The sequence below is a fragment of the Entomobacter blattae genome (assembly GCF_014672835.1).
GTDB lineage: Bacteria > Pseudomonadota > Alphaproteobacteria > Acetobacterales > Acetobacteraceae > Entomobacter > Entomobacter blattae.
Map to the genome: position 1 here is coordinate 75,989 of NZ_CP060244.1, position 22,144 is coordinate 98,132.

General features: G+C 46.0%; 18 protein-coding genes. 8 read left to right on the forward strand and 10 right to left on the reverse strand.

What is annotated here, in order from left to right:
• Positions 1-74: 74 nt before the first annotated feature.
• Positions 75-1,361 carry a DNA recombination protein RmuC gene (locus tag JGUZn3_RS00350; protein ID WP_238996838.1) on the reverse strand — a complete coding sequence of 429 codons (1,287 nt, stop codon included), beginning with the start codon at positions 1,359-1,361 and terminating at the stop codon, positions 75-77.
• 61 nt (positions 1,362-1,422) lie between these two features.
• Positions 1,423-4,722 (reverse strand): YhdP family protein, encoded by a 3,300-nt coding sequence (locus JGUZn3_RS00355; RefSeq protein WP_203413829.1) that lies wholly within the window; start codon positions 4,720-4,722, stop codon positions 1,423-1,425.
• A 65-nt stretch (positions 4,723-4,787) separates the two neighbouring features.
• Between JGUZn3_RS00355 and JGUZn3_RS00360 the strand changes: the two genes are divergently transcribed.
• Positions 4,788-7,817: a bifunctional [glutamine synthetase] adenylyltransferase/[glutamine synthetase]-adenylyl-L-tyrosine phosphorylase gene (locus tag JGUZn3_RS00360; RefSeq protein WP_203413830.1), complete on the forward strand. Its 3,030-nt coding sequence runs from the start codon at positions 4,788-4,790 to the stop codon at positions 7,815-7,817.
• A 125-nt stretch (positions 7,818-7,942) separates the two neighbouring features.
• Positions 7,943-8,419: a thioredoxin-dependent thiol peroxidase gene (bcp, locus tag JGUZn3_RS00365; RefSeq protein WP_203413831.1), complete on the forward strand. Its 477-nt coding sequence runs from the start codon at positions 7,943-7,945 to the stop codon at positions 8,417-8,419.
• Between the two features lie 186 nt (positions 8,420-8,605).
• Here the strand turns inward: bcp and JGUZn3_RS00370 are convergent, their stop codons facing one another.
• From JGUZn3_RS00370 to JGUZn3_RS00385, 4 genes are all read right to left on the reverse strand, one after another.
• Positions 8,606-9,214 carry a hypothetical protein gene (locus JGUZn3_RS00370; protein ID WP_203413832.1) on the reverse strand — a complete coding sequence of 203 codons (609 nt, stop codon included), beginning with the start codon at positions 9,212-9,214 and terminating at the stop codon, positions 8,606-8,608.
• A 36-nt stretch (positions 9,215-9,250) separates the two neighbouring features.
• Complete coding sequence (locus tag JGUZn3_RS00375) at positions 9,251-9,925, reverse strand: DUF4412 domain-containing protein (protein WP_203413833.1); 675 nt, start codon at positions 9,923-9,925, stop codon at positions 9,251-9,253.
• Between the two features lie 174 nt (positions 9,926-10,099).
• Complete coding sequence (gene aat, locus JGUZn3_RS00380; protein WP_203413834.1) at positions 10,100-10,804, reverse strand: leucyl/phenylalanyl-tRNA--protein transferase; 705 nt, start codon at positions 10,802-10,804, stop codon at positions 10,100-10,102.
• 82 nt (positions 10,805-10,886) lie between these two features.
• Positions 10,887-11,744: an EcsC family protein gene (locus JGUZn3_RS00385; RefSeq protein ID WP_203413835.1), complete on the reverse strand. Its 858-nt coding sequence runs from the start codon at positions 11,742-11,744 to the stop codon at positions 10,887-10,889.
• Between the two features lie 530 nt (positions 11,745-12,274).
• On the opposite strand from JGUZn3_RS00385, the gene JGUZn3_RS00390 reads away from it, so the two are divergent.
• On the forward strand, positions 12,275-12,715 hold the full coding sequence (locus tag JGUZn3_RS00390; RefSeq protein ID WP_203413836.1) for a hypothetical protein: 441 nt from the start codon (positions 12,275-12,277) through the stop codon (positions 12,713-12,715).
• Between the two features lie 290 nt (positions 12,716-13,005).
• Here the strand turns inward: JGUZn3_RS00390 and rnhA are convergent, their stop codons facing one another.
• The 3 genes from rnhA to ispH are packed head-to-tail and all read right to left on the reverse strand — an operon-like array spanning position 13,006 to position 15,480.
• Complete coding sequence (gene rnhA / locus JGUZn3_RS00395) at positions 13,006-13,464, reverse strand: ribonuclease HI (protein WP_203413837.1); 459 nt, start codon at positions 13,462-13,464, stop codon at positions 13,006-13,008.
• Positions 13,465-13,476: 12 nt separating this feature from the next.
• Complete coding sequence (locus JGUZn3_RS00400) at positions 13,477-14,442, reverse strand: homoserine kinase (RefSeq protein WP_203413838.1); 966 nt, start codon at positions 14,440-14,442, stop codon at positions 13,477-13,479.
• Between the two features lie 18 nt (positions 14,443-14,460).
• Positions 14,461-15,480 (reverse strand): 4-hydroxy-3-methylbut-2-enyl diphosphate reductase, encoded by a 1,020-nt coding sequence (gene ispH / locus JGUZn3_RS00405; RefSeq protein ID WP_203413839.1) that lies wholly within the window; start codon positions 15,478-15,480, stop codon positions 14,461-14,463.
• 322 nt (positions 15,481-15,802) lie between these two features.
• Between ispH and JGUZn3_RS00410 the strand changes: the two genes are divergently transcribed.
• Genes JGUZn3_RS00410 through JGUZn3_RS00420 form a run of 3 tightly spaced genes read left to right on the forward strand, consistent with a single transcriptional unit; the run spans position 15,803 to position 18,570 of the window.
• Positions 15,803-16,396 carry a hypothetical protein gene (locus JGUZn3_RS00410; protein ID WP_203413840.1) on the forward strand — a complete coding sequence of 198 codons (594 nt, stop codon included), beginning with the start codon at positions 15,803-15,805 and terminating at the stop codon, positions 16,394-16,396.
• 8 nt (positions 16,397-16,404) lie between these two features.
• Positions 16,405-17,301: a creatininase family protein gene (locus tag JGUZn3_RS00415; RefSeq protein WP_203413841.1), complete on the forward strand. Its 897-nt coding sequence runs from the start codon at positions 16,405-16,407 to the stop codon at positions 17,299-17,301.
• A 54-nt stretch (positions 17,302-17,355) separates the two neighbouring features.
• Positions 17,356-18,570 (forward strand): YVTN family beta-propeller repeat protein, encoded by a 1,215-nt coding sequence (locus JGUZn3_RS00420; protein WP_408871782.1) that lies wholly within the window; start codon positions 17,356-17,358, stop codon positions 18,568-18,570.
• Between the two features lie 120 nt (positions 18,571-18,690).
• Here JGUZn3_RS00420 and JGUZn3_RS00425 read toward each other — a convergent pair whose 3' ends face one another.
• Positions 18,691-20,211, reverse strand: a complete 1,521-nt coding sequence (locus tag JGUZn3_RS00425) for a succinate CoA transferase (RefSeq protein ID WP_203413843.1) — start codon at positions 20,209-20,211, stop codon at positions 18,691-18,693.
• Between the two features lie 235 nt (positions 20,212-20,446).
• On the opposite strand from JGUZn3_RS00425, the gene JGUZn3_RS00430 reads away from it, so the two are divergent.
• Both JGUZn3_RS00430 and JGUZn3_RS00435 read left to right on the forward strand, forming a co-directional pair.
• Positions 20,447-21,160, forward strand: coding sequence for a metallophosphoesterase (locus tag JGUZn3_RS00430; RefSeq protein WP_203413844.1), 714 nt, complete (start codon positions 20,447-20,449; stop codon positions 21,158-21,160).
• Between the two features lie 628 nt (positions 21,161-21,788).
• Positions 21,789-22,121 carry a chorismate mutase gene (locus tag JGUZn3_RS00435; protein ID WP_203414721.1) on the forward strand — a complete coding sequence of 111 codons (333 nt, stop codon included), beginning with the start codon at positions 21,789-21,791 and terminating at the stop codon, positions 22,119-22,121.
• The last annotated feature ends 23 nt before the right edge of the window (positions 22,122-22,144 follow it).

Here is a 22,144-nt window from a genome sequence, read left to right on the forward strand (position 1 = left end):
TCCCGCGTTCGTTATGAGCTCGGATATGTAGACAATTCCCCTCTTCCTGTCAAGCTAATCTCAAAAGAGGCCCATTATTCTTCCTGTATCAAAAGCGACTGAGAAGTCATATCTTCCTCTTGTTCGGGGGTTGCAATATTTTGTTCTTGTGTTGCAACATTACGAAGTTTCTTTGCAAACCAACGTGTGCGTGTTCGTGCAGCCTCTATAGAATTGCCCATGGTGACAGTATTTTTGGCCAGTTTTTCTAAAATTCCATCCATCTTTATCATCTCCTGGCGGGTAGCGCCCAACAAGGCTGCCACCATCTGAGTTTTTTCCTCCATCGCCAAAGAGACATGCCCGATTTGAATTGTCCGCAAAAAAGCGGGCATCAAGGCTGGGCTCATGACCAGAATTCTGTGGGAACGATTAAGTTCATCAATAAGTCCGGCCATGCGGGAAACCTCGGCATACAAGCCATCCGTTGGCAAATAGAGAATGGCAAAATCAACAGTGACAGGAGGAACAATATATTTGCTCGCTATTTTTTTTGCCTCTGAACGTACAGTGCTTTCCAGCTCACGGCGTGCCTTGCGCTCTGCCTCTCCATCTCCTACCTCAAGGGCGTCAAGGAGGCGCTCGTAGGATTCGGTGGGGAATTTTGAATCAATGGCAAGCAGCGGTTTATTTTGAGTATTGGCCGGCATGTAAAGAGCAAATTCAACAAACACACCACTGGTTTCATCCAATTTCTGATTTATAAGAAAACCATCCGGGGGAAGAATATCGTCCAGAATCGAGCGGAGCTGGGCCTCACCCCACCCCCCACGGGTTTTGACATTTGAAAATAATCTTTTTAAATCCCCTATCTGAGCAGTCATCGAAGACACTTCACCCATGGCTTTCTGAACAGAGGCAAATTGTTCCAATACCCGACTAAAAGAGGTTTGCATCTGCTTTTCTACAGCTTCGTGCAAACGCTCTGAAACACTCGCCCTAATTTCATGAAGTTGCTTTGCGCTATTTTCAGCCATTTCCTTTAAGGCTGTCACCTGCATAATGCGGGCTTCTGCCTGCTCTTTTAACAAGGCTGCTGAGGCATCAGTGCTTTTTTCCATAATTTCTGTTTTTAATCGCCCAAGATGTCCTGTAAGAGCACGCTCTGTAGCGGCAAGTGTATTTAAAAGCTGTTCACTTCGGCGGGTTGAATACTCTGCCTCATAATGAAGGATCTGAAATAGCTTGTTCCACTGCTCTTTCTCTGGTTGTGCCTCGTTGCTTTGAGAAACTTTACGCCAAAGCAGAAAAAAACCAAAACAAAGAAGAAAAAGCAGAAAAATCTGCACTATTAATAAGCCTAACGCAAATTCTTCCCGCACGATATTCTCCTTTCCCTATTATGAAACTCACCTGTTTGAGGGGGTCATAACCGTATAACACTTACTGTATCAACTCCCGAAGGATTCCCGGTAACAACACAGAAAATGGATGAACATGCACATTCATATCATTCAGGGGCCCCCGAACGTCAAAAGTCGCTGAGATAAGCCCACCCCCTTCTTCTGGGCTAAACAATTCCCCAATCAATGGGAGTTTTCCAGGCAAGGTATTAATGATGAAGGCGGGCACAATGGTCCCATCCACAGTAATTTCACCCTTATGAAGATCAATCGGTCCCTTAAAGGTCGCCCCAAGGGACGAATTACCGGCCTGCCCGTTTTTTAACTGAATAATATTATCGTTCAATTCCAATTCGGCATGAATGTGGTTTAAATCAAATTGAGGTGGCTTGGGACCTAACAGCCAACCGTAAATGGAAAGATTATTGGCTAAAAGAAGGCTACGAGGAGCCTGCATCATGTGAAAAGGCCCGACATTGAACCTGCCTGTAAAAGGTGCAGTGGGCTTTTCATCATCAAAATACCCATGAATATCCACCGGGCCACCCCTGAAATCCTTAATAAAATCAATGCTTCCAAAAAAATGACCCAAATCCTTCATCTGGAAATAAAGGGGCCGGAATCCTCTCTCCCTAAACATTAACAGGCGCATTCCCCCGGCATCGGCAATGTTGGAATAAATACGGCTAATTCTTCTTCCATCGCTGTCAACCTGAACACGGACATCACGAATAATTTTTTCAGGCTCAACCAAAAAATCCCTGGTGTAGGCATTAATATCCCATGGCCTTTGAGGGGCAGCTGGCCAGCCTGTTAATAAAGGTGGGACATCAAAACCAGAGGACGTTTTCGAGCTATCCTTTTGCAGATAGGAAGAGGCATCAATATGTTGGGCATTAAGGGTAATATGAATGGACCCATTCTTTTGTCCACCCCCCTCAACAACAGGATAGGCCACACGAATATAGCCTTGCGAGTGATCAAGAATATAATCCCCTTCCACCAAATTTTCCGGCAAGCGGGAAGAAAGCATAACCCGCCCAGAAAAACGTAAACCTGGCGCATTAATGATCAAACTATCAAATGAGTTGCCACCGCTTTCTACGGGATGCATCACAGCCTGTAATGTTCCCGGAACATGATAAGGCTTCTCCCAGAATGGGGTGACAATATTCGCCTGAGAAAGATCAGCATGCATAACGACATCAATATGACCACTTCCGTATTTTCTATATTGAACGGATAAAGCCGCATTCCCGAAGATATAATCATGCAGGAAGGGAAGCTCCCGAGCCACTTCCTTTCGCGAAAGACGCATTTGCACATCAGCCTGTTGGGAGAAGCTTCCAGAAGGGACTTTTGCATATTTCATAGCATATGAAAAACTTGAAGGGATACCCGAGAGCTTACCGTTCCCCTTTAAAGCCAAATTTTCGGTTGTGCTAACCAAATGAATATTCCCCCCTTCAAGCGGCCTATTCATGACGATATTTTGTATGGAAACATCGGTAAGGTAGGTATCTGCACGGATCTTGACATCCTTAAGATGAATATCATTAACCAATGGCAGCTGCACAAAAAGAGCAACCTTGGCTTTCCCCTGCGGATGATCTAACGGCAGAGGGGCCGATCGGGAAAAGAGATGAAATTTGGGTTCATCCAGAATGGCAAGAATGTCACGGACATCTCCAGAAATAGGAACGTGCACCACGCCGGTTTGAACCTTATCCATCAAGCCAGAAATTTCCATTGTCCCCTTGTCAAACTGTATCTTTCCTGGACCTGCTGAGCCGATGCGCTTAACATCAGGATGGGCAATCTGGGTGGCATGAAAAAATGTGATCAGAATTTTGTTTTTGTTGACAAACTGCATCTTTGCCTGGATATCTTCCAACGGCGGAATAGGGCGCATCCAGTAAACCTTAACTTTTTTGGCGTCAACATGCCCCCCTAATGAGGCGATATCAAGGTTTTCCCAGCCTGCATGGCTTCCCAGGCCAATATCCATATGAAAATTGCTGGCTTGCCCACTCACAAGATTTTCTTCCACCCAGTCACGCGCCCCCTGACTGATACCCCGTGGCCAATATTCCATAATGCGCGCCAGATCGACCCTGGGGGTATCTAACTTCAGCATCATATCTATCAACTTACTTTCTTGCACGTTCGGAAGAGAAAGAGAACCACTTGTTTTAACCGCAAGCTGATAAGCACGATCTTGAGGAAATTTTGAAGAGGCCAAATGAAATAGCCCCTTCTTCATAGTCACCTTTAATGCTCCATCGAGGGTGGAGGGGAGCTTGGCCTCAACCTCTGTGGCGCCATCAATCATGGGGATTATACCATCCCCTACCTGGATATACCCTGTTCCTACGGTAACTGTTGCCTGCAAGGAAGAGGGAAGCACAAATTGACTTTGATCCTTAGAGGCGGCCAAAATAAATTCAGCCTTAAAACCAATCGGAAGGTTGGCAGACTTTAAACCCTCCATTTGTGGATAAACAGAAACAAAAGCTGCTGGGTTAACAGGGTCAAGACTGATTTGCCATTTCAACCCTGTCTCCCCATTGGTAAGCTCAACAGCACTCCCATGGGCATGAAAGCTCATTGGCACAACATCTTTAAAGTTAAGGGCAACATTAATATCCCCCACAAAACCAATCCGCTTTTGTAACTTTAAAGCATTCAGCTTGATATCCAACTTGGTAACATTCCAGGAATACCCCAACGCCTCATCACGAATAATCGCGTGAATATCTGACGCTTGAACAAGCTTGAAACGAGAAAAATCAATCTTAGGCGGTGGGGCATTATCCGCAACACCGCCTGGCACATCCAAAGTAAAGTCTCCGTTTTTCTGACGAAGCAAATGAATATCAGCACCCTGGATATTAATGGAGTTAATAGATACCGCTCCCTTGAGCAAAGACCGAAGCCTGAGCGAGACTTCGCTGCTTTTTATTAAATTAACCACTTGCCCTTTAGCATCCAGCACTTTGGCATCCACAAGCTTAATACTGAAAGGAGCCTTCAAACCATAATGAAACCCATTCCAGTTTAAAAAGACACGGCCAATTGTTAAGGATGCAGCCGGGGGTTTACCGGGTTGACCAGACATAATAACAACAGGGAAAAACCCTTTCGCCACAACAGAAACATCCAAAGGCCCATATCCGAGCCGAAAAATCAATACGGCCAAGGCAATAAGGGGGACCCCTAAAAGACTTAAAAGAAATAAAACAACGACCTTAATGGCAAGCCACCACGGCGAAAGGAAAAAGGCTCGAACCCCTCTCTCTTGCGTTGGCTTTTCCAATAGGTTCTCCGTATCGTGTATCATCCCCGTTGTCCTTGATACCCTACTGCATTATCCTGAAAGCAAAATATTTTAGAGAACAGAACAAAATGGCCAACGCTTTCATGACAAACCAGGTTCCTTTTTTTTCCGGCTGGGCAAACTGTCCGTGGCCTGAACCTGCCAATAGCTCGCGAGCACAGTGTTTTATTAAAGATATACTCCACTTGTGGAGCACAATGGGGTTGAAAAACCCTATCCACCAAAAAGAAGCATCCCTTGCGTTGCTTGCAGCGATAGGCGGAAATAGCCCCTACCTGGCTGAGCTGTCCCTGAAAGACCCCACTTTTTTTGCACAACTTCTCCATCATGGACCCGATACCATAACAAAGCAGGTTTTTCAGTCTTTGCGTGAGGTCTCTCCTTCCCTTTCTCGGCAAGAAACAGCCAAGGTCATGCGACAGGCCAAACATTATATGGCCCTTACATGCGGCCTGGCAGACATCGGTGACTTATGGCCCTTAGAAAAAATTACAAAGACCCTTAGCCTCCTTGCAGAACATACACTAAACATTGCCGTAAACCATCTTTTACTCACTTCTCACGCAACAGGGACCATAACGCTTTCTTCTCCTACCGACCCCTCTTATAAAAGTGGTTTTATTGTACTTGCCATGGGAAAGCTAGGGGCTTATGAGCTCAATTATTCTTCTGACATCGATCTGATCATACTCTACGATCCAGCCTGCCATCAAGAGAACGACTCACTACGCCATACCTTTATCCGAATATGCCATGATCTTGTCAGCCTTATGTCAAAGCCCGATGAAAACGGCTATGTTTTCCGTACTGATCTACGTTTACGGCCTGATCCGGCCTCTACCCCTGTAGCAGTCTCTCTTCTTGCAGCTTTAACTTATTATGAAAGTATGGGCCAAACATGGGAACGTGCTGCCATGATCAAGGCCCGTCCCATTGCAGGAGATCTTGCAGCGGGGGAGGATTTTCTTAAAACCATAGCGCCCTTTATCTGGCGGCGACATCTGGACTTTGCCTTGCTGGACGATATTCGTGGCATGAAGCTGCGCATCAACCACCATCATAGCCGCAAGCATCTTTCCCTTCAGCAGCTTACCCATCTTTCCAAGGCCTCCCTAGAGGAAAAAATAGAATTCCTGCTGGGTTATAACGTAAAGCTAGGACAAGGGGGGATAAGAGAAGTCGAATTTATGGCTCAGGCCATGCAACTGGTTTGGGGGGGCAAACGCGAAGAGCTCCGCGCTCCTTCCACCATACAAGCCCTAAGTCTTTTGGCTAAAAACCAGCTTATTGATGACAGCCTGACACGGCAGCTTATCACCTCATACACGTTTCTTCGCCAGGTGGAACACAGGCTTCAAATGTACGAAGATAGGCAAACACACAGTCTTCCGACAACGATAGAGGGGCTTAAAGCCTGCGCCATTTTTAATAATGCTCCTGATCTTGACCATTTCATTACCAACCTCTTCAATATTTTTCTCCAAGTCCATACGGCATTTGAAACCCAGTTTGTAGCCTCCTCCCACCTTGCCAGCACGCCGGCTGATCTTGTTTCTGCAGACTTGATCGGATATTTGCAAAAGCTTGGTTTTGATGCCCCTGAAGAAGCCGCTGACATTATTTCCTACTGGGAAACAGATGGGCTAAGAGCTTTAAAATCCGATCGGGCTCGCAAACTTCTCAAAACCCTTCTTGTGCCAATTTTAACCGCAATTTCTCAACAGCCTTCCCAGCTTATTGTTTTAAAACGCTTTGACCACCTTCTAGCCGTCCATCGAGCAGGCATTCAATTCCTCTCTCTTCTGGAATATAATCCAGCCCTGATAACCCGTATTATCACCCTGTTGGGAAGCTCCTCCTTCCTGGCCACCTATCTGGCAGAAAACCCTGCTGCCATAGAAAGCCTACTCAGTACGGAAAACCCTTTAGAAGTCCATCAATCAGCCCTAATCCAAATTGCGGAGCTGGCAAAAAAATATTCTTCAACCGAAGAACTTATTCCCCACTTACGCAATATTGTCTGTTCAGAACAATTTCAGATCTCTGTAGAACAGCTTGAGGGCAGAATAGATGTTGATGAAGCAGGGGTAGCCCGTACAAACCTTGCCGAGGCCGTTATCTCCAGCCTTTACAAGTCTGTCTATCATGAGCACAAACAAAAATATGGGCGCATCCCTCAAGGGGGTATGGCCATTATAGCCCTTGGCAAAGCAGGCTCTCAGCAGATGATGGCCGGATCAGATCTTGATCTGTTGATGATATTTGATCACCCCGAAAATAATGCAGAAAGTGTTATTTCCCCTGCTGGCCGAAAAGGCACTCGTAAGCAACACCCCCTTCCCGCTGGACAATATTTTGTAAGGCTTTGCCATAGCCTCATTGCAGCCCTTACAAGCCCAGGGCTCGAAGGCCCACTTTATGCTGTGGATATGCGCCTACGTCCCTCAGGCAGTAAAGGGCCCGTTGCTGTCTCGTTACTCTCCTTTAAGCACTATCACGAGAGCCAGGCCCAGACATGGGAGCGCATGTCTTTAACCCGTGCCCATATTATTGCCGGACCAGCTTTTATAAAACGCAAAGTGCATGTTGCTATTAAGCAGGCTTTATCCTTACAACACCAGAAGGGCCCTGAAACGACCAAGCAAGATGCTTTGGCCATGCGCAACCGCCTGACTAAAGACCTACCACCAGCGAGCATCTGGGATATAAAATTACGGGCAGGCGGCTTAATGGAAGTGGAGTTTATTGCCCAAACCTTACAGCTTATTTCTACTCATCCTTCTACCAGACATCCTCAAGCAGCCCAAGTTTTCAAAGCCCTTGCCTCTTTGGGTGAAATAACACCAGCCCAAGCGCACCAGCTTTCTGAGGCGGAATATTTCTGGCGAACCCTCCAAAGTCAACTGCGCCTGCTTATTGGCACCACAGTCCCTAAAACGCCCCTTCTCCCTCTTTCCACTTTTAATGGAAAGATCCTGCTTGAAGATCTATACAAAAAATTTCCTCATGCAACCCTAGAAAACCTTCCCGACATTATGGCCTCCTATGCCAAAACCGTAAGGATCCTATTCAGTGAGCTGATTGGTAAGCCAGACTAAAAACTCATCAACAAAAAATTATGTCCTATCCTGAATTTTTCAGGTAATACTGAACACAAAATACGTCTTTTTTTCTTACACCTTTCTTACCCCTATTTCCTTAAACTCACTCAGACGGTACAAGAATGAATACAACACATCTGTTGACTCCTGGCGATTCTGCTCCCCATTTTTCTCTTCCTACCAGCACAGGCCAAACCATCAGCCTTTCATCTCTGAAAGGCAAAAGCTTTGTGCTTTATTTTTACCCCAAGGCTAATACCTCCGGCTGTACAAAGGAGGCTTGTGCATTTGAAGAGGCCCTTCCAGCTTTTAAAACCCTCAATATTCCTGTCATTGGGGTCTCTCGTGATCCTATGAAGGCCATTATGCAGTTTGCTGAAAAATACAATCTGACCTTTCCCTTGGCCTCAGATGAAGAAGGGAAAACATGTATGGATTACGGTGTGTGGGTAGAAAAATCCATGTATGGACGCAAATATATGGGCATTGAACGAAGCACTTTTCTCATCGGGCCGGATGGGAAAATTCTGCAAGTGTGGTATAAAGTAAAAATTCCTGGCCATGTTGAAGCCGTTATGAAAGCCCTTTCAGGCTCATAACTTTCAATATCTCACTTTATTGGCCTCTGCCTTTTACCTTCTGCCCATACGCATGCAAACGCTAAAACCTGTATACAGACTTACATGAGCTCTGCATACAGCACCTGCCTTTTGGAAAAAGAAGAAATGCAACCCCAAAGGGAAAAAGTGGTTACGAGGAGAAAGAAAGAGTAATCATAAAAAATCTTAGTGCTGGGGTTGGATTTTCCTGTAATCTGAGGGTGCTTCAAAGACAGAATCCGGCTGGCTTGTAAAATCTATTTTTGTTGCCCTTACCATTACCAACCCATCTTGTACTACCCTGAGCATAATCCCATCATCTGTATAACAAACGTCACTGGGCCTGCCTTCTGTATCAGTGACATGCCAATCTGTACAACTCAAACCTACAAGGGTGGCCTTCCCCTGAGCACGATATTCGCCTGTTGAGGGTTTTTCTCCTGGCAAAGCAATTTTACCGCCTGGAGCAGGAGTTATCGTAATAATTTTTCTAACAGGATCAACAACGGTGAGGGTATTATTCCGATAATTGGTTACCATGTAAGTTTCCGTTTTAGCGGGATCCACTCGCTGTCTTAAGGTTGAAACCGACCAACGCATACGCTGAAGAGCAGGAGGTTCCTTTGGAAAAGGAGAAAGAAGGGAGTAGGTAACATCTACATCGCGCTGTGGGGTCACATAAGGTGCTTGACGCTCCTTCTCTTCTGCCCACGCCACAAGAGGCTGAAAAGCCTGTTCGGCTAGTAAGGCCACTCCTGCGAGTAGAGCAAGACTTATCTGTGAAAATCTCTTCATAACCCTCTCTTCTTTCCGCTATACCCTAGAAAAACCCTACTCATTCTCTGGCTTGTCAACGTGCTTGGCTACCCCTTCGCCCGGCTTTGGAGGATCACGCCGTTCATACCCAGCTGGGGGTTCAAACAAGGCAACGGGTAAAGTTCCATAAACGACACTTTGAGCAATTAAATGCCCCTTAACTCCCGCTCCATCTGCACCATCTTGCTGTAAAACCACCCCATCGTCAGTAACACATGCGATAGACTCTCCATGATCAGACTGAATTTGCCATACAGTACAAGCCTGCCCGACCAATTGTTTACGGCCTTGTTGCTGAAAGCGCATGGAGCTATCTAACAAGAACGGGTTACGGATTTCCTTCTTCTTGGAAATCTGGGTATAGACCCGATCGGCATTCATAATGATCGTAATAAGCTGTTTTTTACGATCCAGAACTATTTGCCCCTGGCCATCCACCTCGTCAATCCGTAGCAAATCGCCTTTACCGGAAAAATAAATTTTTACCGATTTTTGCTTAGGTTGATCTTCAGCCTGCACTAGGTACGTCACCGTTACATCTTTTTGGGGCATAAGCGGGGGAGCAGAAAGAGTATTACTAACAGAAGAGGAAGAGATGGGCACATCTTCAGCAGCCATAACCGGCAAAGCAACCCCGACCAGACTGCTTATGAGTAAACTCCCATAGACATACCGAAAACACATCTTCATTTTATTCCTCCACTCAAAGTAGTACTACCGTTTGCTGCTACGCCCCTAGCCTTACCCAACAAATTCCGTAAAAATCTATCCCTCTATTCACAAAAAAACAAAGGGAAAAACAAAACGCTCTTTTCCTCTTCCTACTGTATAAACAAGGATAATACCATCAGTTTTTCTCTTCATCTAAGTGCTTTTGCCATAATCCTTGAGCTGGAGGAAATGTTTAAGTCCAAGGGCTTCTTCTACCACCTCTTTTGCAGTCATCTGGGGCAACCAATCGGCCTTTCTCTTGATGGCTGCATGCAATTTTTCTGCATAGGATTCGGCCGTTATTTCCACAGCACCAAACTGGGCAAGATGGTCTGTAACAAACTGGGTATCCAAAAGGGTAAAGCCACCCTTTTTCATCCTTCCCACCAGATGCACCAAAGCCACTTTTGAAGCATCACGAGTACGGCTAAACATGCTTTCTCCAAAAAACGCTCCCCCCAGAGCCAGGCCATATAACCCCCCACACAATTGCGAGCCTTCCCACACTTCTATACTATGGGCCAATCCCTGCTGTGAAAGAGAACAGAAGACTTCCTGAATGGGGGCATTAATCCATGTATGCGCTCTCTGCGGTGTGCTTTCTGCGCAAAGGGCAATAACACGCTCAAAAACTGTATCAACCGTAATGGTGAAATAGCCTGAAAGCACTCTCTTTTTAAGGCTCTTGGGAAGATGAAAACTCTCAAGGGGAAGGATCCCCCTTTTTTGGGGCTGATACCAACTAACTTCCAGACTCTGGGCAGAGTCTGCCATGGGAAAGATCCCTTGACGATAAGCCTGTACCAACAATGCAGGATCTATTTGCCATTGAGAAGGAAAACCCACAGATTTTACCATAGCCCTTTTGTTTTCTTACGTTCATCCATCAAAAACCGGCCACTCTATGTACGAAATCCTTTAACACAACGCGCTCTCCCTTTTATGAAAAGGGAGTATCTTTCCCCTGTTTTTCTGACCATTTTTCTTGATGGGCTGTATACACAGAATGGGCCACATTACGGGCTAATTCTCCCCTTTCGCGTTCAAGGCGGCGAATAACAAAATGCGCTCGTGCCAAGGCCTTATAATGGGCCAAAAAAGCCGCATTAAGCGCAGCCCCACACAGTGCGCCTGCAATAGGGGTCATCTGTAAGGAAATCTTGCGAGAAAGAGCCAAACCATAATGCCCTGCCACCTCTGAAACCAGCATAATCAACGGACGCCCGCGCAGTAATGTTCTCGCTGAAAAGAACCCTATTTCCCGCTCTGACGAATCCTTTTGGTTTAGCGATCGTAAGGCAAACACTTCAAGGCAAGCCCGCCGGGTTTCTGGATCTTTCAGATCCTCTCCCTCTTCTTGGGCAATCCTTGCAATTTCGCGCATGATGGTTAGGGTTGTAAACCCAATATCGGGCACAAGGCCTGGCGCACCCACAAATCCCCCGGCAACACCAGAGGCCACCACAGCAGCATGGACAAAAGGCTCCCGCCATTTTGCCGGGGATTTTTTGCCACCATGTTTTACCCCTATAACAGCAACATCAAAAGCCCTGCTCAAGGAGGACTGAACCACGCCTTGAAGTTTTTTCTGGACTGCAGGAGCCATACTAATCCCCTGCATGCCTAGGCTTGCCATATGGCCTACAGCCCCGCCCATCAGATCTGCCAACCGAACAAGAACATTTCGGCGTTGCTCAACATCTTCAAGGGCTTTTTCCAGCGCTGAAAGATCCTCTACCGTAAGGGAAGACTCAGTGAGCTCTTTATGAGAAGCATCATTAGAAGGTTTTTCTTGCATCTTGTCTGAACTCTCCCTACCTGTTTTCTAACCCTATTGGCTATTGTAATGAAAAAACCTTATCAACCACGGTCTCTAAGACCTCTGATACTCTTTAACCCAAACGCAAGCTTCACCACACCAAGAATATAGTACGACCTTAGAGGCACAGCCTTACCAAAATGGATCTTGTCATAGGCCAGTAACCTTGTGGTTTGCGAATATGCCAGCTTTATTGCTTTCACCATGATATACATGACATAAACGCCTTGTGATCGAAAAACACAAAAATAAAATATTTTCCCCAAGACATTGCATTGTCACTAGAAAAATTATCATATTAATAAGGTATTGATGAACTCTCTATATTCAACCATTCTTATTTCCATTAGCCTTTATAGCATAATTTAGCCAAACCGTGCCATTCATGCCTATGGAATTAACAGGCGTTATGTCATTAACATATTTTCTGAGCAGGGTTCTTGCCCGATCAAAAACATGTTCAAAACAAACCCATCTGCGAGACTAACCCATTCGGGATTGGAGATATTATGAAAACTGTTCTTTTACCCTCCCTGCTTGCAGGAAGTTACTTTGCTTTGGCCTTTATGATTGCCACCCCTACTTTTGCCCAAAATAGCCAACGTACCCAGCCTTCTGCTATACCACGCAGCGATAATGTTGCCCCTACCTCGACCGCTACACCTGATACAGACTATTCCCGCTATAAACCCGTCACTTATGACACAGAAACTTCCAGCAGTGATAGTGTCACATCACAAAAACCCTCTGGCCTTCCTTCTGTAACAGCCAACCAAACTCCCCGCGAACCTTATAATGGTCCAGCTCTGGAAGCAGGAGGAATGCGATTCTTTTTCAATGCCCCCGTCTCGCCTCCTTATAACGCATCTTCGACCTATACCACTTATGCCGGCCAACCAGGCGGTGGATGGAATGCGACAGGCCAACAGGGAGCCGCTGGAGAACCCTAAGCAAACTCAAGAGAGGAGGGAGAAGATTTTTAAGGGCATGCCTACCCTCTCCCTCTCCCTCTCCCTCTCCCTCTCCCTCTCCCACAGGGTAGAAAATCCAGAAGCTGTATTTCTTTGTAAAGTAAAACGTCATTCTGACTTTTTTTAAGACAGAAACTACAAAACGGCTTGTTCATAAGGGTGCATTCCCCTGCTCTAGAAGCCACACTTGCAAAGAGATACGCCCCATGAGAAAAACGTTGTAATCCTTGCAGTTTCAATCCCTGCAGGAAGGTAGAGGGCTGGGGCCCTTAGGTCTGTGTCTCTGCGCTTTTGCGTGCCAGCGTTGCCAGTTCATCAACCCGGTTATTTTCTGCGCTCTCAGCATGTCCCTTTACCCAGTGCCAGGTAATGATATGCCTTTCCGCAGCCTTCAATACTCTCTGCCATAAATCCACATTTAATACCGGCTTATTCGAAGCTCCGCGCCAGTTACGCTTTATCCACCCCGCTGACCACTCTGTAATGCCTCGGCGGACATACTGGCTATCGGTATAAAGATTGATCTCGCAAGGCTCCTTCAACGTTTCCAAGGCCTTGGCCGCCGCTGTAAGTTCCATGCGGTTATTGGTTGTTTCTTGTTCAAACCCAGAAATTTCTTTCTCATGTTTTCCAAAGCGTAAAAGGGCTGCCCATCCCCCCGGGCCAGGATTGGGTTTACTGCCACCATCCGTCCAGATATCTACTTTTTTTAAACCTTTTTCTATCATGCGTGCAAAAATTCAGGCCTGAAAAGCTACGAGAAAATCTCTTTGCTGAGAAAAAAAATCCAGCTTCATCATATATTCCCGTGGATCTTTTTTAATAACATGTGCCCCTTCAGGGGTAGCAAACCAATCATGAAGGCGTGTTAGAAAAAAGCGCAACGCCGCCCCCAGGCATAAAATTGGCAAGGACTGCCATTCTTGGGGTTGAAAATGCCGGACACTTCTATACCCATCCAACAACGCCTTGACATTCTCCGGAAGAAAACTTTTATCAAAACACCAGGCATTCAAGGCAATGGCAACATCGTAGGCCAAAAAATCTGTGCAGGCAAAATAAAAATCTATTATGCCGCTAATCACGTCTCCTTCAAAAAAGACATTGTCGGGAAAGAGATCTGCATGAATCTGCCCTCTCGGTAATCCGGCGTGCTGAGAAGGCCACTGCTGTTCAACCGTTGTCAGAAGACGACCAATTTTTGTACTAAGACCCGCTTCGAATATTTCGGCTTTTTCTTCACACTGCGCCCATAACCCCCGCCAAGTATGAATACCCACAGAATTAAGACGTTCTTGGACAAAACCTTTCCCTGCCCAGTGGAATTTAGCCATTGCTACTCCAAGGGCCCTGCAGTCCTGCTGATGAGGATTTTTTTTCCACTGCCCATTCAGAAATGTGGTTAATGTGGCTGGGCGTCCTTCCAGAAGATGAATGATTGTACCACTTCTATCCATTACCGGACGGGGACAGTGGATTCCCTGGGCGTGCAAAAATTGCATAAGTTCCATAAACCATGGCAAATCCTGCGACGATACTCTTTTTTCAAACAAGGTAAGAATATAGCGAGCCCGAGTGGTTTGAACAAAAAAATTGGAATTTTCTACCCCTTCACTAATTCCTGAAAAGGTCAACAATTCACCCACATCAAAAAGCAGAAGAAATGCCCTGAGTTTTTCTTCTGCCAAATTGGTATAAACAGCCATAACACCCTTTTTACACTACTACCCTAACGGAAAGGGAAGACGGAACGTGACATGCTCTTCCTTAACGCTCCGTTCTTCTATCTGCAATTCATACCGATGGGAAAGAGCTTGCACCATTTCCTGAACCAGACTTTCAGGAGCAGAAGCTCCAGCCGTAATCCCGAGAGCTTCAACCCCTTCCAGCACAGACCAATCAAGATCATCCAAACGAGGGAGAAGAATAGCCCGAGGGGCACCAGAACGTTCAGCTACCTCGCGCAACCTTTGAGAGTTGGAAGAGTTGGGCGAACCTATAACAATCATTAAATCGCAAGAAGATGCAATTTGCTTAACGGCCTCCTGACGGTTGGTCGTCGCATAGCAAATATCCTCACGCCGCGGCCCCTCAATGTTGGGAAAACGTTCCCGCAGGATTTTTACAATTTCTGCTGTATCATCAACTGAAAGGGTTGTTTGGGTAATGAAAGCCAACCGATCTTGGTTTTCTGGCTGAACAGTTCGAGCTTCTTCGGCATCATTAATAAGTGTAACAGCCCCTGGCGGAAGCTGCCCCATAGTGCCTACAACTTCAGGGTGACCAGCGTGGCCTATCATCAGGATATGGCGGCTTTCTTCAGGATCACCATTGGCGTAGTGACGTTCTGCCTCACGATGCACCTTTGAAACCAAGGGGCAGGTAGCATCTAGATAAAGGAGGTTCCGTCTTTGGGCCTCCACTGGAACACTTTTGGGCACTCCATGAGCAGAAAAAACAACATGGGCATCTTCTGGAACCTCATCAAGTTCTTCTACAAAGATGGCCCCTTTCTTTTCAAGCATTTCCACCACAGTCCTGTTATGAACAATCTCATGGCGGACATAGACTGGAGCACCATAGCGCCGTATGGCTTCTTCTACTACCCGAATGGCACGATCCACTCCCGCACAAAAGCCCCTTGGGCCAGCCAGAAGGACTTTCAGTCGTGGTAACGTACCTGCTGTTTTTGAAGAAGAAGATGGATTTTTAGATTTTGTCTGGGGCAACACCGTTTGGGACATTACAGCCTTCTGTTCAAAATGGGGAGAAAGAACACTAAACCACACTTTATTCACTCATATAGCTATACTGAAAATATATGGGGGATACTATAAGTTTTTACCAGTATTAATTTTTTTACGTTCTGGCCTTACACAAGAGCGTGGTATTCTCGCTACAGGCTCATGAGAAATTGTTCATGATTACTGTTTTTTATAGATTATTCTATGATAACGCCACAATGATAACGCCACCAAGGAGTGTTTCAGTCATCTACACGGACGAAACCGCCCTGCGTTAAAACTGCCAAATACTCTTACAAGACCTATAATGTGGAACCAGAATATGTTTTTTCCCTTCCTGTTTTCCTCGAAAGCCAAACCTTTCTCACCCTTCCTTATCACCCTTCTAGCAGGTGGTTCTCTGATACTGGGAGGGTGTTCCTCTGGCAGTTCAAAAAGCTTTGCCCCCCAATGCCCTCATGTAGAAGTATTAAAAAACGCAGCAGACTATTATAACCACCAATCAGGCAGTTCAGATCTCTCCAATCTGATCACCAGAGCTAATATTGCCTCTCTCCATGGAGATTGTGGCTATGCCAATGAAGAAAAAACAGCGATTGCGACCCGCCTCTCCCTAAAAATGACCATCCAGCAGGGCCCTGCTGCCAAGAGTAGAACAATCAATATTCCTTATTTTGTTGCGGTCCTCCATAATGGCTCAATCCAAAATAAATATGAATACTCACAGGAAATAACCTTCCCCGAAAATATTTCGCAAATTTCAGCATCCACAAAGCTTGTAAAGATTTCCCTGCCGATTTCCGATACACTGAATGTAGAAGGTTACCAAATAGAGGTTGGCTTTCAACTCACTGAAGAACAACTGAACTATAATATGACCCACATTCTCCCTCCCACTTTCAAACCTTTCCAATAATTTTTCCTATGAGCCGCTTTCCCTTTTGCCGACTGGGCAATAAATGTATTTTTTCCTTCTCCCAGCATCGTTTTTTTACCCTCAGCAGACTATTTTTTATTCTTTTATACCTTGCTTTTCCGGCCCAGGCTCAAGACCAAGAGCAGGAACAGGTTGAGCTAGAAAAACTGACTTGGACTGAAATCCTACAAAAAGAAAAAGCCGGTACCCGCACGATCATTATCCCTATAGGGGGTACAGAACAAAGCGGGCCTTATATAGCTATAGGCAAACATAATGCACGTGTTGCAAGCCTTGCCCAACAAATTGCCCAACAAGTTGGGCATACCCTGGTAGCACCCGTGATAGCGTACGTCCCTGAAGGCAATATTACGCCCCCGACATCCCATATGCGTTTTCCTGGAACAATTTCCATTCCTGAACAAACGTTCAAATCCCTACTCATATCTACAGCTGAAAGCTTCCAAACCCATGGGTTCAACCTTATTGTTTTTATTGGCGACCACGGGGGCTACCAACATATTGTGGCCGATGTTGCCCAAGCCCTGAACAAACGCTGGGCCAAAGAAGGTCGGGCCCGAGAAAAAAGTTACGCTCTTTATGTGCCTGAATATTATTCGGTCCTTCAAACCCATTTTAATACCTATTTGCGCCAGCATGGTTTTGGCCAGGATATAGGCAAGCATGCCGATATCAACGATACTTCCTTGATGCTTGCTGTCGACCCCTCTTATGTCCGCTTAGTGCAGCTGCGCAATGCACCAGCACCCACGGCCCAACAGGGTATTTACGGTGGAGATCCAAGAAAAGCCAGTGCTGAACTGGGGCAGCAGGGAATAACATACCAAATTAAAGCGACAATTAAGGCTATTCAACAAAAACAAATTTTAATTTCAGGACAATAATCCATGCAAAATATATTAACTAAACCATATAAATTTTTAAAAGCCTCGTTTTTAATGGTCAGCCTCTCTTCAACTTTTCTCTTTTCCGTCAGCCCTGCTGTTTATGCCAATGATCCTGCTGCCCCATCAACCGCTCCAGCCCCCAAAGAAGAATCCCCTACATCTCCCAACACCTCTTCCTCGCTAGAAACGGCTCCTCCATTGGATCATATGCCACCGGTGGTTAACCCCAATAATATTTATAGTGAAGCCAACCCCTCTAACCTTTCCGCTACGGCAAAAGAGGCCCTAAGCCGTGTGTATGTTCCTAACCTTCGTTCCAACAGTATTTCTGTGATTGATCCAACCAGTATGAAAGTCGTCGATACTTTTAAGGTTGGGCGTAGCCCCCAGCACGTTGTCCCCTCATGGGATTTACAAACCCTTTGGGTCACTAATAACGCCGAAGGTACAACACATGGCAGCCTGACCCCCATCGATCCCAAAACCGGAAAACCTGGGAAAGCCATTGCTGTTGATGACCCCTACAATATGTATTTTACCCCCGATGGCCAATATGCCATTGTTGTCGCTGAAGCCCGCAAACGGCTTGATTTTCGCGACCCGCATACCATGGAACTCAAACACTCGCTCTCAGTCCCCAACTGTAAGGGCATCAACCATGCAGCCTATTCGCAGAATGGTCGTTATGCCCTCTTTACCTGCGAGTTCGGTGGCTATATTGCAAAAATTGACATCTCCACACCCAAGGTGATGGGCTATCTTAAACTTTCAAAGGGAGGGATGCCCCAAGACGTACTCGCTGCACCGAATGGTAAAATCTTTTATGTCGCTGACATGTTAGCCGATGGCGTTTTTATTGTGGATGGTGATAGCCTTAAGGAGATTGGATTTATCCCAACAGGGGTAGGGACTCATGGCCTTTATCCCAGTAGGGATGCGACTAAAATGTATGTTGCCAATCGTGGCACCCATAAAATCCATGGTGAACCCCATAGTAAAAAGGGAAGTGTCAGCGTTATAGATTTTGCAACCAATAAGGTTATCGCCACATGGCCCATTCCCGATGGAGGGAGCCCAGATATGGGCAATGTGAGTATTGATGGAAAAACGCTCTGGCTTTCAGGCCGCTTCGACGATGTCGTTTACGCTATTGATACCGAAACGGGCGCCATGAAAAAAATCGCCGTGGGGGAGGAACCTCACGGGCTTACAGTATGGCCCCAGCCTGGCCGCTTCTCTATTGGCCATACAGGGATTATGCGCTAAGGTTTTTCCTTCTCTAAAAGTCTGTCCCTTTTTTAAAAATCTTCCCTTTGAAGGATTTAAGAGCCTAAAAAATGCCACACCAAGAAGGATGTGGCGTTTTTTACTTTTAAAAAAATCATTTCAGCTAGAAACAAGCATGCTCCCCGTCTCAATAAAACGCTGATGCCATGAAAAGGCCTGAGGCAATAAAACAGGTTTATGGAATGAAAAAGACTGTTTTTGAGCATGCTGAAAATACTCTTCCAACATAGGGCGATAAAGGGGATGCGCACAGATTGCAATAATTTTCTGCGCCCGCTGAACAGGAGAAAGCCCCCTTAAATCGGCCAGGCCCTGCTCGGTCACCACCACATGTACATCCTGTGCGATATGATCTACATGGGGAACAGCCGGCACGATAGTAGAAATTTTTCCACCCTTTGCTATAGAGGGAGTCATAAAAACTGACAGTAGGGCATTACGGGCAAAATCCCCCGAACCACCAATTCCATTTTGTATGGCAGACCCCATAACATGAGTAGAGTTTACATTCCCATAAATATCAGCCTCTAAAAGCCCATTCATGGCAATAATATGAAAACGCCTGATGAGCTCTGCATGATTACTTATGGCTTGCGGCCGCAAAATCACCCGCCCCTGATAGCGCTGGGCATGAGTGTTAAAAGCAGCAGCCTGAGCTGGGGAAAGGGAGAAAGCTGTTGCGGAGACTTTTTCCATAACGCCTTCATCGAGCAGTTCCAACATGCCATCTTGGATAACTTCCGTAAACCCTTGAAGATTCCGAAAAGGCCCTTTTTTCAAACCCGCCAAAACAGCATTCGCAATATTACCCACCCCAGACTGCAATGGAAAAAGAGAAGGTGGTAGACGCCCCTTTTTGACCTCATGGGAGTAAAAATCCAACAAATATCCCGCAATTTTTTCTGCTGCATCATCGGGTGCAGAAAAATCGGCATTTCGATCCGGAGTATGGGTAAGCACCACGCCTTTGACTTTTTGCGGATCAACCCAGAAAGTATTTTTACCAACCCGGCCATTCACCTCGGTTAAGGGAATAGGCTGAAATGCCCCCTGCCCTTCATGCCGATAAATATCATGAAACCCTAAAAAATCCGCGCTCTGCCAACTATTAACCTCTAAGAGAACGGTTTTTGCGTTATCCAACCAGGTCTGGTTATTCCCCACAGAGGACGAAGGGATGAGGGCTCCGTCTTCGGTTATGGCTGAAACCTCGATAACAGCAACATCCATCTCTCCCCATATCGCAGCATCCACACTATCACCAGTGCGACTCAAATGCCCATCAACATACGCCACCTGGCCCGCATTAATGAGCGCTCGCATGGCCTTTTCAGAATTATAGGGGCTACGGAAACTCACCGCCTGGGCCTGGGCTAAAGAGCCATCCAGCTCTGGCCCAGTTGAAGCCCCCGTCACTAACCTTATGGAAAAAGGCCTTCCTTCAGTGTGAAGCCTTTGGGCATTCTGGGCAAGGGCCTGGGGAATATCCTTGGGATAGCCAGACCCCGTAAATCCGCTCATCCCGACAAGGTCATTATGCTGAATATGGAGGGCTGCTTCTTCTGCACTACAGATTTTTGCCTGAAAAGGCTTATATCCTACACGCTTTATGCCTTCCATACCCACTTTCCCTTTATATTGGAGTGTAAACAAAATATTAGACTGTAAAACAAACAGTTCTCTTCACAACCGTTGAGACCTTAGTTGCAACGGCTCTCATATTCATGCAACATTTCTGAATGTCAATCTTCTATCCTGTCCACATGCTCAACATCCCAGCCCATTATCAATCATACTACCGGCATTTTTCTCGCACGTATCATTTGTCAAAGGCGCCCTCTTTCGGGATCTTACTATGACTTCTTCCTTGTTTATCAAGTCTTTCCTATTAAAAACTACCCCATTACGGGTAGTGGGGGATGTTCATGGAGAAAAAGAGGCTTTTTCTTGTGCACTGAACACCCCCCATTTTGTTATCCAACTCGGTGATCTGGTTGATAACGGGCCTAATAGTGCCGGCGTTATTGAGCTTATGCTTCATACTCTCCAAAGCGACAAAGGGCTTTTTATTGCTGGAAATCATGAACGTAAGCTGGCCCGTGCCCTAGAAGGAAAAAATGTTACCATCGGCCCTGCCTTACAATACACATTGGATATGCTTCATTCTTCTACTCATAGACATCTTATAACGCCATTTCTGAAAGCCATCCAGGAAGCTCCTGCCTGGTTTAAGATAGGATCTTATTTTTTTGTCCACGGAGGTTTCCACCCCTCTATGCTGGTAGAAGATCCTCCACCCATAACAGGAAAAATGACTCCCCTTCTTGCCCGCGCCCTGTTCGGCAAGGTTATGAGCGAGATAAAGGAGGATGGCTACCCCAAACGCTCCATTAGCTGGGTTGATCATATCCCCCACGGCCTCACCCTTTATTGCGGGCACGATCAACGCTCAGAAGATGGAACACCCTGGACTATACAGGGCAACGCAGGTGGAATAGCAGTTTTCCTTGATACAGGAGCAGGAAAAGGAGGACACCTTTCCTGGATAGATCTTCCTCCCAATCCATGAATCAGCGCATCACTCCCCCCTCATAGGCCACAAGCACCTTTTGAAAACCTGCTGGTGCATTTTCAAAACCGTCTCTCTGCCCATCAGCAAAAAGGTCATATGCCCATTCGCATGCCTTCCCCCGTTCGACCCTCGTAGCAAGTAAAAATTACAATCCCACGGGCAGCTACAAACGCCATAGCCTTTCCACTGCACTATATGGGGGAATATGAAAGCTTGGTGCTGCCAAGTTTAGGGTCTGTCACCCACAATGTTAGCAAGCCGTTTCCAAGGCCAATGTGCCGTTTTTACGTTGAGCTTGAAAATTGGCAGGATCTTGTGGCTGATATTGAACACGCTTTTCGTTTTCTCTTAACCGCGAAAATGGTGCAAATATGTCCCTCTAGCGCAAAGCCTGCCATAGCGAATATTGTTGAATAAGAATGCCAGCACTCCCTTTTTTTCCCTTAACCAAACCCATTCTATTTACTTCTCTCAGCGGGCCGATAGAGTCTGCTTTGTAGCTATTCCTCTATAGATAAGGACTCGCTAAGATCCTTAAAAATTTTGTTTTTCCCCTTTATCTCTTCTTAAGAGAGATGTAACTATGAACAGTGCAACACTGTATATTTCAGGATATGTCCCCCTTATGACGGCCCATCTCCCTTTTTTTGATGATGACAATACTTCTTCCGATCAAATCCTTCTCGCGCTTCGCCAGTCGGTTGATAATATCGATGCAGCTCTTATTCACATGCTTGCTGAGCGTTTTCGCCATACCCAAGCTATTGGTAAACTTAAGGCTAAATTTTCTCTCCCCCCAGCTGATCCCAAAAGGGAAACCCAGCAGATTGCCCGCTTGCGAAGATTGGCGCAAGAAGCCCATCTTGATCCGGATTTTGCAGAAAAATTCCTTAACTTCATCATCCGTGAGGTGATTTGCCATCATGAAGCCATAGCCGCCAAAAACCCAAAAAAATAATATCCTTATATTTTCCTATTTTG